The sequence below is a fragment of the Streptomyces sp. NBC_01669 genome (assembly GCF_026339735.1).
GTDB lineage: Bacteria > Actinomycetota > Actinomycetes > Streptomycetales > Streptomycetaceae > Streptomyces > Streptomyces yanii.
The window spans coordinates 1,393,301-1,406,426 of sequence record NZ_JAPEQG010000001.1; the positions used below are offsets into that span (position 1 = coordinate 1,393,301).

The 13,126-nt window shown below is 71.7% G+C and carries 11 protein-coding genes; 5 read left to right on the plus strand and 6 right to left on the minus strand.

Annotated elements, in window-relative coordinates; all coding sequences use genetic code 11:
- Positions 1-20 precede the first annotated feature (20 nt).
- A complete protein-coding gene (locus OG972_RS06210) occupies positions 21-785 on the plus strand; it encodes an enoyl-CoA hydratase/isomerase family protein (protein WP_266979025.1) in 765 nt (254 codons plus the stop codon).
- 133 nt (positions 786-918) lie between these two features.
- On the opposite strand, the gene OG972_RS06215 is transcribed toward OG972_RS06210, so the two are convergent.
- Together OG972_RS06215 and OG972_RS06220 are read right to left on the minus strand one after the other, a co-directional pair.
- On the minus strand, positions 919-1,554 hold the full coding sequence (locus tag OG972_RS06215; protein WP_266979027.1) for a DJ-1/PfpI family protein: 636 nt from the start codon (positions 1,552-1,554) through the stop codon (positions 919-921).
- Positions 1,555-1,590: 36 nt separating this feature from the next.
- Positions 1,591-2,544, minus strand: coding sequence for a GlxA family transcriptional regulator (locus tag OG972_RS06220; protein ID WP_266979029.1), 954 nt, complete (start codon positions 2,542-2,544; stop codon positions 1,591-1,593).
- A 134-nt stretch (positions 2,545-2,678) separates the two neighbouring features.
- On the opposite strand from OG972_RS06220, the gene OG972_RS06225 reads away from it, so the two are divergent.
- Positions 2,679-3,542, plus strand: coding sequence for a hypothetical protein (locus tag OG972_RS06225; protein ID WP_266979031.1), 864 nt, complete (start codon positions 2,679-2,681; stop codon positions 3,540-3,542).
- A 136-nt stretch (positions 3,543-3,678) separates the two neighbouring features.
- Complete coding sequence (locus OG972_RS06230; RefSeq protein ID WP_266979033.1) at positions 3,679-6,075, plus strand: Tex family protein; 2,397 nt, start codon at positions 3,679-3,681, stop codon at positions 6,073-6,075.
- A 282-nt stretch (positions 6,076-6,357) separates the two neighbouring features.
- Here the strand turns inward: OG972_RS06230 and OG972_RS06235 are convergent, their stop codons facing one another.
- Positions 6,358-7,809 carry an MFS transporter gene (locus OG972_RS06235; protein WP_266979035.1) on the minus strand — a complete coding sequence of 484 codons (1,452 nt, stop codon included), beginning with the start codon at positions 7,807-7,809 and terminating at the stop codon, positions 6,358-6,360.
- Positions 7,810-8,055: 246 nt separating this feature from the next.
- On the opposite strand from OG972_RS06235, the gene OG972_RS06240 reads away from it, so the two are divergent.
- Positions 8,056-8,625 carry a TetR/AcrR family transcriptional regulator gene (locus OG972_RS06240; RefSeq protein WP_266979037.1) on the plus strand — a complete coding sequence of 190 codons (570 nt, stop codon included), beginning with the start codon at positions 8,056-8,058 and terminating at the stop codon, positions 8,623-8,625.
- Between the two features lie 3 nt (positions 8,626-8,628).
- Here the strand turns inward: OG972_RS06240 and OG972_RS06245 are convergent, their stop codons facing one another.
- The 3 genes from OG972_RS06245 to OG972_RS06255 form a co-directional block, all read right to left on the minus strand.
- Positions 8,629-10,266, minus strand: a complete 1,638-nt coding sequence (locus OG972_RS06245; protein ID WP_266979039.1) for an ABC-F family ATP-binding cassette domain-containing protein — start codon at positions 10,264-10,266, stop codon at positions 8,629-8,631.
- A gap of 97 nt (positions 10,267-10,363) precedes the next feature.
- Entirely contained in the window at positions 10,364-10,903 is a 540-nt protein-coding gene (locus tag OG972_RS06250; RefSeq protein ID WP_266979041.1) for a TrmH family RNA methyltransferase, read from the minus strand.
- A 94-nt stretch (positions 10,904-10,997) separates the two neighbouring features.
- Positions 10,998-12,050 carry an oxidoreductase gene (locus OG972_RS06255; protein WP_266979043.1) on the minus strand — a complete coding sequence of 351 codons (1,053 nt, stop codon included), beginning with the start codon at positions 12,048-12,050 and terminating at the stop codon, positions 10,998-11,000.
- 66 nt (positions 12,051-12,116) lie between these two features.
- On the opposite strand from OG972_RS06255, the gene OG972_RS06260 reads away from it, so the two are divergent.
- Positions 12,117-13,079: an FAD-binding oxidoreductase gene (locus OG972_RS06260; RefSeq protein ID WP_266979045.1), complete on the plus strand. Its 963-nt coding sequence runs from the start codon at positions 12,117-12,119 to the stop codon at positions 13,077-13,079.
- Positions 13,080-13,126: the final 47 nt, after the last annotated feature.

The following is a 13,126-nucleotide window of genomic DNA, read 5'->3' on the forward strand; positions in this document are numbered from 1 at the left end:
GTGCGGATAGCATCCGGCGCATGGACCGTACGGAACCGCAGCTGCAGCTCACCGTCGCGGACGGCATCGCCACCGTCGTGATCAGCAACCCGGCCAAGCGCAACGCCATGACGGCCACCATGTGGCAGGCGCTGCCCGGACTGCTGGAGCGGATGGCCGCCGACCCCGCCGTGCGCGCCCTGGTTCTGACCGGCGCAGGGGACACCTTCTGTGCGGGCGCGGACATCTCCTCGCTGCGGGACCGGGCGAGCGATCCGGCGTACGATCCACAGGCTCTGGCAGTCGCGGCCGAGGAGGCCCTGGCCGCCTTCCCCCGGCCGACGCTCGCCGCGGTGCGCGGCTACTGCGTGGGCGGCGGCAGCCAGCTGGCCGCCGCCTGCGATCTGCGGTTCGCCGAGGAGGGCGCGTCCTTCGGCGTCACCCCGGCCAAGCTCGGGATCGTCTACGCCGCGTCGTCGACCCGGCGGCTGGTCTCGCTGATCGGACCGGCCGCGGCAAAGCATCTGCTGTTCTCCGGCGAGTTGATCGGCACGGAACGGGCGCTGCGGACCGGACTGGTGGACGAGGTGCTGCCGGCCGGTGAGCTGGACAAGCGGGTGGAGGCGTACGTACGGATCCTGGCATCGCGCTCACAGCTGACACAGGCGGCGGCGAAGGAGTTCGCCACGGGGCGGGAGGACCGGGACGCGTACTGGGTGGAGCAGGCACGCCGCAGCGGCGACACTGCGGAGGGTGTCGCCGCCTTCCTGGAGCGGCGGGCGCCGCGCTTCACCTGGACGACCTGAGCGCCGGACATGATCCGCCGGACATCCCGGCAGGGCGTGTCGGCAAAGTCTCGCCCGGCCCGCGGCGGGCCACGCCCTCCGGGCGGACGGCGGTCCTTCGCAGCCACCCCCGGCGGTACTGTGCGGCCCTCCCCTATCGGAGGATGAAGCGGCTCTTGGCGCGGAATTCCTCGACGAGCGCGGCCGGAGCCTTCTCCGGTGACCCCGCGTCGTACGGCGGCTGGGGGTCGTACTCCGTCAGCAACTGCACGGCCTGGGCGTGCTCGTCGCCGGCGATGCGGCCGAGCAGAGTGAGCCCCATGTCGATGCCGGACGAGACACCGGCGGCCGTCACGTACTTGCCCTCGATGACGACACGTTCGCCGGTCGGCTCGGCTCCGAAGGTCTTGATGAGGTCCAGGGCGAGCCAGTGCGAGGTGGCGCGCCGCCCCTTCAGCAGACCGGCTGCGGCGAGCAGCAGCGAGCCGGTGCAGACGGAGGTCGTCCAGGTGCTGGTCGCGTCCGCGGCGCGCAGCCAGCCGAGCAGCGTCTCGTTCTCCATCTGGGCGCTCTGGCCGGGGCCGCCGGGGACGATCACCACATCCGGGGCGGGTACGTCGGCGAGGGTCCGATCGGCGACGAGCGCGAGGCTGCCGCTGTCGTTGCGCACGGGGCCGGTCCGCTCGGCGACGAAGACGGTCTCGGCGCCTGGGGCGCGGGAGAGGATTTCGTAGGGGCCGACGGCGTCGAGGGCCGTGAAGCGGTCGAAGAGGACGATGGCGATCTGCATGGTGATCCTTTCAGTTGACACTGGTGGTCGCGCTGGTCATGGGCTGGGACGGAAGCGGCGCCGGTATTCGGCGGGGGCGGCACCGAGGGCCTTGATGAAGGCACGGCGCATCGCCTCCGGGGTGCCGTACCCGCAGGTGCGCGCGATCCCGGCGACCCCGTCGGTGGTGTCCTCCAGCAGTCGTCTGGCGTGTTCGAGCCGGACACGGTCGACGTACCGGCCGGGGGTCATCCCCGTCTCGGTCTGGAAGGCGCGGGCGAAGTGGCGGGGCGAAAGGCGGGCCCGGGCGGCGAGCGCGTCGACGGAGAGGTCGTCGTCGGGGTGTTCGGTGATCCAGTGCTGGACCTCGCGCAGTGGCTCGCGGCGTGCGGTCTGTGCGGTGAGCTGGGCGCTGAACTGGGCCTGGTTCCCGGGTCTGCGCAGAAAGACCACGAGGTGGCGGGCGACGGTGAGGGCCACCTGCCTGCCGAAGTCCTCCTCGACGAGAGCGAGGGAGAGATCGATGCCCGCGGTGACACCGGCGGAGGTGGCCAGCTTCCCGTCGCGTACGAAGATCGGGTCCGGGTCGACCTCGACGTCCGGGTAGGCGCGGGCGAGGTGCTCGGCGACCACCCAGTGGGTGGTCACCCGGTGCCCGTCCAGCAGGCCGGCGGCGGCGAGGAGCAGCGCTCCCGTGCAGACCGAGACCAGTCGTTCGGCGTGCGGGGCTTGGGTGCGCAGCCAGTCGACGAGTGCCGGATCGGGGTGACGGGTGCCCTGGCCGCCGGGGACGAGGAGGGTGTGGGGCGGTTCGGCGTCGGCGAGGCTGCCGTCCGGAACGAGGGTGAGGCCGACGCTCGTGCGGACCGGTGCCCCGTCGAGAGAGGCGGTGCGGAGGCCGTACGTGACGTCCGGGAAGCGGGAGGCGCCGGCGAAGACCTCCATGGGCCCGGTCACGTCGAGACTCTGAACGCCGTCGAAGAGGACGACGAGTACGGATCGCTGCGTCATGTCTGCCATCCTGGGCGGCCGCGAAGATGGCTGCAATGACGAAGAACCCACCTTTTCTGCCATGCCGGTTCCGGTCGAAATTGGGCCGGGTCCCGGGGTTACGGGACGTACCGACCAGTCGGTAACGTGCGGGCATGAGTACTCTGCCGCCGCGCGCCGGACGCCGCTGCCACAACGCCATCAACCCGCTGCACTCGACGGTCTACTTCTCCCCCAACCTCGGCAAGGAGCTCGCAGAGCTCGGCATCCACGACTCGAACGCCACCTACTTCGCCGCACGCGGAGCGGCGCTCGGCGCCGTCGGACCCGGCACGGTCACCGCCACCTTCTACAACTTCAACCACGAACTCGTCGCCCGGCACCTCCCCGCGGTGTGGTCCGTCGCCTCGCCGCAGGCGGTCCTGGACGCCCGGCTGCGGGCCGTGGACACGACGCTGCGCCGGCTGCTCGGCCCCGAGATCATCGACTCCCCCGAGCTGGCCGAGGCCGCGGAGCTGGCGCTGCGCGCCACCGAGGCGTGCACGCGACACGCCCGGCCGCTCTACGCCGCCCACGCCGATCTGCCGGTGCCGGAGCAGCCGCATCTGGCGTACTGGCACGCCGGGACGCTGCTGCGCGAACACCGCGGTGACGGCCATCTCGCCGCGCTCGTCGCCGCCGGCCTCGACCCGGTCGAGGCCCTGGTCAGCCACACCGCGACCGGAAAGGGGATGTCTCCGCGCTGGGTGCTCGCCACCCGCGGCTGGCGCCGCACGGACTGGGAGGACGCGGCCGAACGGCTGCGGGGGCGCGGACTCCTGGACAGCGAGGGCGAGTTGACGGAGGCGGGCGTCGCACTGCGGGCGGAGCTGGAGGACACCACGGACCGGATGGACCTGGCACCGTACGAGCATCTGGGAGCGGAGGGCGTGGAACGGCTCACCGAGCTGGCGCGCGGATTCCTCCTCACGGCGGCTTCCGCGGGTGCGTTCCCGGCGGATCTGGTCGGCAAGGGCTGAGCCGCCGACCGGTCGACAAACGGGGTGGTCGGGCGACACGGCGCCCGACCACCCGGCACAATGCTGGCGAAGGGGCCACGGCGTGCCCTGGCCCCGGTAAGCACAGCCAGTACGAGAAGGCGAGTCGGTAGAAACCGTGACGACGTCCATCGAAGGCAGGATCGCCGAGGAGCTCGGCGTACGCGAGCGGCAGGTGAAGGCGGCCGTCGAGCTGCTCGACGGCGGGTCGACCGTGCCGTTCATCGCGCGCTACCGCAAGGAAGCGACCGAGATGCTCGACGACGCGCAGCTGCGCACGCTCGAGGAGCGGTTGCGCTATCTGCGGGAGCTGGAGGATCGACGTTCGGCGATCCTCGAGTCCGTACGGGAGCAGGGCAAGCTGGACGAGGCTCTGGAGGCGCAGATCCGGGCGGCCGACACCAAGGCCCGTCTGGAGGACATCTATCTGCCGTTCAAGCCGAAGCGGCGGACGAAGGCGCAGATCGCCCGGGAGGCGGGGCTCGAACCGCTGGCCGAGGGTCTGCTCGGCGACCCGTCGGTCGACCCGCTCGCCGCGGCAGCTGCCTTCGTGGACGCCGACAAGGGCGTCGCGGACGCGGCGGCGGCGCTGGAGGGCGCCCGGGCGATCCTGACCGAGCGATTCTCGGAGGACGCGGACCTGATCGGCGAGCTGCGTGAGCGCATGTGGTCGCGCGGGCGGCTGGCGGCGAAGGTGCGGGACGGCAAGGAAGAGGCCGGCGCGAAGTTCGCCGACTACTTCGACTTCGCCGAGCCGTTCACCGCGCTGCCCTCGCACCGGGTGCTCGCGATGCTCCGGGGCGAGAAGGAGGACGTGCTCGACCTGGTCCTGGAGCCGGAGGAGCCGTCGGACGAGCCGGGCCCTTCGACGTACGAGAACATGGTCGCCCGGCGCTTCGGCGTGGCCGACCGGGGCCGCCCCGGCGACAAGTGGCTCGGCGACACGGTGCGGTGGGCGTGGCGGACCCGGATCCTCGTCCACCTCGGGATCGATCTGCGGCTGCGACTGAGGACGGCGGCGGAGGACGAGGCGGTACGGGTCTTCGCCTCGAACCTGCGCGATCTGCTGCTCGCCGCGCCGGCCGGAACGCGCGCCACGCTGGGGCTCGACCCCGGTTTCCGTACGGGTGTGAAGGTCGCCGTCGTCGACGCGACCGGCAAGGTCGTCGCGACGGACGTCATCTACCCGCACGTCCCGGCGAACAAGTGGGACGAGTCCCTGGCCAAGCTGGAGCGGCTGGCGAAGGAGCACTCCGTCGACCTGATCGCGATCGGCAACGGCACGGCGTCCCGCGAGACGGACAAGCTCGCCGGTGAACTGTGCGAGAGGCACCCGGAGCTGAAGCTCACCAAGGTGATGGTGTCCGAGGCGGGCGCCTCGGTCTACTCGGCCTCCGCCTTCGCCTCCCAGGAACTCCCCGACATGGACGTGTCGTTGCGCGGTGCGGTGTCGATCGCGCGGCGTCTGCAGGACCCGCTGGCCGAGCTCGTGAAGATCGACCCGAAGTCGATCGGTGTCGGCCAGTACCAGCACGACCTGTCCGAAGTGAAGCTGTCCCGCTCGCTGGACGCGGTCGTCGAGGACTGTGTGAACGGTGTCGGCGTCGACGTCAACACCGCGTCCGCCCCGTTGCTTTCGCGGGTCTCGGGCATCGGCTCCGGCCTCGCCGAGAACATCGTCGCGCACCGGGACGCGAACGGGCCCTTCCGGTCCCGGAAGGCGCTGAAGGATGTGGCGCGGCTGGGCCCGAAGGCGTACGAGCAGTGCGCGGGCTTCCTCCGGATCCGGGGCGACGACCCGCTCGACGCGTCGAGCGTGCACCCGGAGGCGTACCCGGTGGTGCGGCGGATGGCGAAGGCGGTGAGCGGCGAGGTCGCTGCGCTGGTCGGCAACTCGAGCGTGCTGCGGTCGCTGCGCGCCGACGACTTCGTGGACGAGAAGTTCGGTCTGCCGACGGTCACGGACATCCTGAAGGAGCTGGAGAAGCCGGGTCGCGACCCGCGGCCCGCGTTCAAGACGGCCACCTTCAAGGAGGGCGTCGAGAAGATCGGTGATCTGGCCCCCGGGATGGTGCTGGAGGGGGTCGTCACGAATGTCGCCGCGTTCGGGGCGTTCGTGGACATCGGTGTGCACCAGGACGGTCTGGTGCATGTGTCGGCCATGTCGAAGACGTTCGTGAAGGATCCGCGGGATGTCGTGAAGCCGGGCGACATCGTGAAGGTGAAGGTGATGGACGTCGACATCCCGCGGAAGCGGATCTCGCTGACGCTGCGGTTGGACGACGAGGCGGCACCGCAGGCTTCCGGCGGCGGCCAGGGCCGGCGCCGTGAGCGCGCCCAGGGCGCACGCCCGCCTCAGCAGCGCACCCCCCGCGAACGCAGAGACGGCGGAGGCGGCGCCCGCCAGGCGGCGGCCCCGGCCCCGGCCCCCACGAACAGTGCGATGGCCGACGCCCTACGCCGCGCGGGCCTGGCGGACGGCGGCAGCCCCAGGGACCGCCGCGGCAAGCGCTGACCAGGCCGGGGGCCGGGCCGGGTGACGAGACCCGGCGGGCCCCCGGTGGGCCCACCCGGAATGCGCCGAGGGAACCGGCCGGGACCGGAGCCGGGCGCCCGCTGAGCACGCCGACCAGCCGGTGCACCGTGCTGCTTCCCGCTGAGCTGCGCAGTTCCCGTACGAGGGGCGGGCGCCCCAGGGTGTGCACCCTGGGGCGCCCGCCCCTCGTTCGGGTGGCCACTAGTGCCGCGAGCGCGCGTGCTGGGCGGTGCGACGGGGCAAAGCTTGCCGGGAGGGGCACTAGCCTCCGGCCACCCCCGCCGTCTCCTTCCGGTCCGCCCTTTCCCCGGTCGCGCGGAGCTGAAGCGACGCACGGTGGGCCGGGATCAGCAGGGCCACGAGGGCCGCGGCGAGGCAGAGGAGGGTGAGCAGGGCGAAGCCGTGGGTGTAGCCGGACTCGTACGGGAGCCCGGTCGGCTGGAGCCGGCCGGTGACCAGGATGCCGGTGACCGCGGCGCCGATGGAGCCGCCGATGGTGCGAATGTTGGCGTTCATGCCGGTCGCAGCGCCGGTCTGCTCGGCCGGGACGCTGTGCACGATGAGGGTGGCCATGGAGGCGAACGCCAATCCGATGCCGAGGCCGAACACCCCGGCGGCCACGGAGACCTGCCAGACCTGTCCGTGCCAGACGGTGAGCAGTCCGCAGGAGACCGCACCGAGAGCCGCGCCGGTGACGAGCAGGCTCTTCGCGCCGACCACGGGAGCGAGGCGGCCACTGAGCACACCGGAGGCGAACATCGCGACCAGCATGGGCAGCATCAGCAGTCCGGCCCCGGTGACACTGGAGCCGAATCCGTACCCGGCGGCCGACGGGGTCTGTGCGAAGCCTGGCAGGAATGACCACACCGCGTACATGCCCGCCCCGAAGAGCAGTGCGGTCGCGTTGGTCGTCCACACCGGGTACAGCCGCATGATGCGCAGATCGATCAGCGGGTGTTCGGCCCGCGCCTCGGCGACCAGCCATGCAGCGAACAGCACGACGGCGACGCCGAACAGGCCGAGGACCCGGGCCGAGCCCCAGCCCCACGAGCTTGCCTGGCTCAGCGGCAGCAGCAGCGCCACCAGCCAGCCGGAGAGCAGGATCGCACCGCTCCAGTTGACGCGGCCCTCGGCGCGCCGCGGCGACTCGGGCACGTACCGGAGGGCGATCGCGGCGGTCAGCGCGACCACGATCACCGGAAGCCAGAACAGCCAGCGGTAGTCGAGCGTGGCGACGATGGGCCCGGCGAGGACGATGCCGAAGCCACCGCCCGCGGCGATGACCGCGGACAGGTTGCTGATGCTGGCGCCGACCCGGGAGGCGTCGAACTCGTCCCGGATGATACCGAAGGACAGCGGGAAGAGGGCGCCGCCGATGCCCTGCACGACCCGCGCGACGATCAGGATGCCGATGTTGGGCGCGAGCGCGGCAAGCAGACAGCCGACGAGTACCGCGACCAGTGCGGCAACGAGCGTGCGCTTCTTGCCGATCAGGTCGCCGACGCGACCGAGGATCGGGGTGAAGATCGAGGCGGAGAGGAGATAGGCCGTCATCACCCAGGTCACCGTCGCCTGCGAGGTGTGCATGGCGTGCTGGACGGTGGGCAGGGCCGGTGCGATCAGAGACTGGAGGAGGGAGAACACACCCGCACCGGTCGCGAGGACGGCGAAGGTGACCCGGTTCGAGGAACGCGGTCGGGATGGAGCGGACAAAGTCGGCTTCTCTCTCGGGTATGCGGGCATGCCGTTTCTGCGGGTCGGCGGAAACCGGCCGTATGCACTGGTAGGGAGTGCGGGGTGCCCTGGGGGCACGGACGCGGGGCGCGGCCTCGCTGCCGCGTCCCGAAGGATGGGAGCCGTCGGGCACAGCCGACGCCGGAAGCCGCTCCACTGGTAAAGTGGAGGAGCACCTCCAGATTAGCGGAGGCACCCCTCCGGTTCAAGTCAGGGAGACACAAGGTGGCGCACACCCCGGTGAGCGAGATCGTCGAGGCCCGGCGCCCGCGCCGAGCCGACGCCCGGCGCAACTACGACGCGCTGCTGAAGGCCGCCCGTGAGGCCTTCGCCGCCCAGGGCGCCGACGCCTCCCTGGAGGACATCGCGCGCCGCGCGGGCGTCGGCATCGGCACGCTGTACCGCAATTTCCCGACCCGCCTCCAGCTCTTCGAGGTCGTCTACGCGGACGAGGTCGACGCCCTGTGCAAGGTCGCCGACGAGGTCGCGGACGAGCCGCCGTGGCAGGCACTGACCGTCTGGCTGCGCCGCTTCGTCGAGTACATGGTCACCAAGCGGGCGATCCGCGAGGCGGTGGACGGCGAGTCCGATGTGTTCGTCTCCTGCCGCACCTCGATGTACGAGGCGGGCGGCCCGCTGTTCACGCGCGCCCAGGAAGCCGGCGAGATCCGGCCCGACATGTCCTTCGACGACCTGATCCGCATGGTCGCGGGCGTCACCGGGGCGTCGTACCCCACGACCGAACAGCGCGACCGCGTCCTGGAGATCGCCCTGGACGGCGTACGCACCCGCTGACCCTCAGCTCTCGGTGACCCTGCCCCCGTCCACCCGCAGCATGCGCGTGGTGCGGACGACGTCGAGCATCCGCCGGTCGTGCGTGACCAGCAGCAACGTCCCGGTGTACGAATCGAGCGCCGACTCCAGCTGCTCGATCGCGGGCAGGTCGAGGTGGTTCGTCGGCTCGTCGAGGACCAGGAGGTTGACACCCTTGCCCTGAAGAAGGGCGAGGGCCGCGCGGGTCCGTTCGCCTGGGGAGAGAGTCGTGGCGGGCCGCATCACATGGTCCGCGCGCAGCCCGAACTTGGCGAGCAGCGTGCGGACATCGGCCGGTTCGGTCTCGGGGACGGCTGCGCAGAACGCCTCCAGCAAGGTCTCCGAGCCGTGGAACAGTTTCCGTGCCTGGTCCACCTCGCCCACCACCACGCCCGAGCCGAGCGTCGCATGGCCGGAGTCCAGCGGAAGACGGCCGAGCAGTGCCGCGAGGAGAGTGGACTTGCCGGCTCCGTTGGCGCCGGTGATCGCCACCCGGTCCGCCCAGTCGATCTGCAGCGACGCCGGCCCGAACGCGAAGTCGCCGCGCACGACCTGCGCCTCGCGGAGCGTGGCGACGACCGATCCGGAGCGCGGGGCCGTGGCGATCTCCATCCGCAGCTCCCACTCCTTGCGCGGCTCCTCGACGACATCGAGCCGTTCGATCATGCGCTGCGTCTGCCGGGCCTTCGCGGCCTGCTTCTCGCTCGCTTCGCTGCGGAACTTGCGGCCGATCTTGTCGGAGTCGGTGGCCTTGCGGCGGGCGTTCTTGACGCCCTTGTCCATCCAGCTGCGCTGCATCTGGGCGCGGCCTTCGAGGGCGGAGCGCTTGTCGGCGTACTCCTCGAACTCCTCACGGGCGTGCCTGCGGGCCCGGTCGCGCTCCTCAAGATAGGCCGCGTACCCACCGCCGTAGAGGTTGATCTGCTGCTGGGCGAGATCGAGTTCGAGGACCTTGGTGACCGTACGCATCAGGAACTCGCGGTCGTGGCTGATGACAACGGTGCCGGCGCGCAGCCCGGAGACGTACCGTTCCAGTCGCTCCAGTCCGTCCAGGTCCAGATCGTTGGTGGGCTCGTCGAGGAGGAAGACGTCGTACCGCGACAGAAGCAGCGAGGCGAGTCCGGCGCGGGCGGCCTGGCCACCGGAGAGCGCGGTCATCGGCAGGTCGAGGCCGACGGTCAGACCGAGGTCGGCGGCGACCTCCTCGGCGCGCTCGTCGAGGTCGGCGCCACCGAGGGCCAGCCAGCGTTCGAGGGTTTCGGAGTACGCGTCGTCCGCCCCCGGTGCCTCGTCGACGAGGGCCTGGGTGGCGGCGTCCATCGCCGTCTGGGCGTCGGCGACGCCGGTCCGGCGGGCGAGGAACTCCCGCACTGTCTCGTCCGGACGGCGTTCCGGTTCCTGCGGAAGGTGGCCGACGGTGGCGGTGGGCGGGGAGAGCCGCAGCTCGCCCTCCTCCGGCCGGTCGAGCCCGGCGAGCAGCCGGAGCAGGGACGATTTTCCGGCTCCGTTGACTCCGACGAGACCGATCACGTCACCGGGTGCGACGACGAGGTCGAGTCCGGCGAAGAGTGTGCGGTCGCCGTGTCCGGCGGCGAGGTCCTTGGCGACGAGAGTGGCAGTCATCAGGGTGTCGATCCTAGCGACCTGGTGCACGACAGCGAGCGGGCTCTCTGTCGTGCACCAGGTCGTAATCGGCGGACGGCTTCGCTCTCGACGGGTTTCAGAGCAGCCCGGCCAGTTTGTAAAGGGCGAGGGAGCCCGCCACGGCGACGTTCAGGCTCGCGCCTGTGCCGATCATCGGTATCTCCACGCACGTATCGAGGAGATCCAGGGCCTCGGGCGGGATGCCGTGCTGTTCATGGCCGAGAACGATCACGGTCGGTTGGCGGGCTGCGGGCAGGTCGGCGAGGCGAATCGCTTCCTCGGCCAGCTCGACGCCGACGATCCGCAGGCCGCGTTCGCGCTGCTTCCGCAACCAGCCGAGGGGATCGCCGGTCCAGTGGGTGCAGAGAGGTTCACGGAGGGTGTTGCCGCGGGCGAGGGCCTCGGGGACCCAGGGGAAGCGGGGAACGGTGAGGCAGGCGCCGACCGCGTCGCAGGTGCGGGCGAGGGTGCCGAGATTGGCGCCGTGCAGCGGCCAGAGCGGTGCTGCGTAGAGGTGGTCCCAGCAGGAGTGGGCGCGGGGGCGCCGGGTGCGGCGCAGTTCCGCGCGGGTGCGGGTGCGGATCGCGGGGGCGGGCTTGCCCCGGTCGCCGCTCATCGCGGCACGGAGGCGGACCTCCTGGACGACTGGTGGTGCGTTCGAGGCATCGTGTGCGGCGATTGGCGGCTCGCCGGGGCCATCGACTCCGTGCTCAGTGGTGGACCATGGGTGCCACCAGGACGCTCCCGGTGGTGCGTGCCACGACGAAGGATTGTCCCTTGACGGCCCGTGTGTCCAGTGGAATTCGGTGCTGCCCCGGCTCCAGTACGCCGTCGAAGACCTCCTGCACGTGGGTGCGGTACAGCCGGTCGAGGCGGTACGCGACCAGGCTGACCCGGCAGGCCGAGGTGACGTCGACCTCGGCCGTGCCGTCCGCCGCCGTCAGCCGGACCAGGCGGCGCCGGGCCGGTGCGCTGCGGTCCAGTGCGTGCTGGATCTGGGCGACCAGCACCGGGATCACCGGGGCCAGGCCGTCCACGTAGGCGACGTCCGTGGCGGCCCGGGTGAACGCGTGACGCACGGCGGCGCGTTCGTCCTCGGTGATCGCCCGGCCGAAGGCCACGGCGCGGTAGCCGCGGAGTTCCTCGGCCGGCACCTGGGCGGCGTCCGCGGTGATGTCGGCGCCGATCCCGATGGTGCGGAGCGCGGCGGCGAGCTTGGCGAGTACGGCGACGCGAGCGCCGATGAGCAGCACGCGCTGCCCGGCGGGCGCGTCCGGGCCCGGTTCCGTGCCGTCCGCCGCCTCGGAGGGGAGAAGGCGTTCCAGTTCCTGCCGGTACTGGTCGCCGTCGAAGCGGAACGGCCCTGTCCCGTGGTAGCCACCCTGTTCCAGGTCGACGGCCTCGTATGTCTGCCAGGCGAAGTCGCGCCAGACGATGTCGGTGCCGTCGCGTTCGATGACGGCGGTGACCGCCCCGCATGCGAGGCTCTCGCACTCCGGACACCCGTAGATCACATAGCGTCCGTCGGGCAGCGGGGCGTCCGCTTCGAGGAGCAGGCGCCGCACGTGGGTGGTGAAGATCGCGGGCGGTACGTCGGAGGCGAGCGGGGAGACAGCGTCGAGGTCGGAGAGATGGAACAGCAGCGGACGGCCGTCGATGACGAAGTCCATGAAGTCCCGGTGCACCCGGTAGTCACCACTGGCCAGGACTCCACCGGCTCGCATCGCCGGCGCAAGGCCGAAAGTCGCGTACTCGGCAGACATGTTCCGAGTATTCCCAACGCGGACCTCTTGTGCGCACTGCAGCGCGGATTCCGTTAGCGTCCGGCCATGAGCGACACACGGGCAGAGGTGACGGGGCGGGCGGACGTGCCGGACGTGATCGTGGTGGGGGGTGGGATCAGCGGGCTGACCACAGCCCTGGTGCTGGCCGAGCGCGGCCACCGGGTGCGGGTCTGGTCCCGGGAGCCGGCCGCGGCGACGACGTCGGCAGTGGCGGGGGCGTTGTGGTGGCCGTACCGGATCGAGCCGGAGGAGCTGGTCGGCGGCTGGTCGCTGACCTCGCTCCGGAGATATGAGGAGTTGGCCGGGCGCCCGGACGAGACGGGGGTGCGGCTGATCCCCGGTCTGCACGGGGGCGAGCGGCTCGTCGCTCTCGGGTCGTGGACAGGGCAGCTGAAGGACGTGGCGGAGGTCGCGGAGGGGCTGCGGGTCCGGCTGCCGCTGATCGACATGCCGGTCCATCTTCACTGGCTGGAGCGGCAGTTGGTGGCGGCCGGCGGCGCTGTCGAGCGGCGTACGGTCGCCTCGTTCGACGAAGCCGCCGCGGAGGCGGCGACGGTGGTCAACTGCACCGGTCTCGCGGCGCGCGAGCTGGTCCCCGATGCCGGGGTGCGCCCGGTGCGCGGCCAGCTGGTGCTGGTGGAGAACCCGGGGATCGAGGAGTGGTTCACCGAGGCGGACCCGGTGTCGGACGCGACGACGTACTTCTTCCCACAGCCCGGGAGGCTGGTTCTCGGCGGCACGGCCGAGGTGGGTAACTGGAGCACGGTGCCCGACCCCCGGACCGCCGAGGAGATCGTGGCCCGGTGTGCCCGGATCCGGCCGGAGATCGCGGGGGCCCGGGTCATCGGGCACCGGGTGGGTCTGCGTCCCGCGCGTGACGCCGGTGTGCGGATCGGGGTCGAACCACTGCCGGGCGGCGGGCGGTTGGTGCACAACTACGGGCACGGGGGTGCGGGGGTGACGGTGGCCCTGGGCTGCGCGCGGGCGGCGGCCGATCTCCTCTCCTGAAGCGGGCCGCGGGGCGGAGGGCGCGGGCGGCCGGGCAGATCCGCCGT

Coding starts and splice junctions, on each gene's coding strand:
- OG972_RS06250 (WP_266979041.1), bottom strand. CDS start 10,903: ATGAGCGGCGACCGGGGCAAGCCCGCCCCCGCGATCCGCACCCGCACC.
- OG972_RS06215 (WP_266979027.1), bottom strand. CDS start 1,554: ATGCAGATCGCCATCGTCCTCTTCGACCGCTTCACGGCCCTCGACGCC.
- OG972_RS06260 (WP_266979045.1), top strand. CDS start 12,117: ATGAGCGACACACGGGCAGAGGTGACGGGGCGGGCGGACGTGCCGGAC.
- OG972_RS06225 (WP_266979031.1), top strand. CDS start 2,679: ATGAGTACTCTGCCGCCGCGCGCCGGACGCCGCTGCCACAACGCCATC.
- OG972_RS06245 (WP_266979039.1), bottom strand. CDS start 10,266: ATGACTGCCACTCTCGTCGCCAAGGACCTCGCCGCCGGACACGGCGAC.
- OG972_RS06210 (WP_266979025.1), top strand. CDS start 21: ATGGACCGTACGGAACCGCAGCTGCAGCTCACCGTCGCGGACGGCATC.
- OG972_RS06220 (WP_266979029.1), bottom strand. CDS start 2,544: ATGACGCAGCGATCCGTACTCGTCGTCCTCTTCGACGGCGTTCAGAGT.
- OG972_RS06255 (WP_266979043.1), bottom strand. CDS start 12,050: ATGTCTGCCGAGTACGCGACTTTCGGCCTTGCGCCGGCGATGCGAGCC.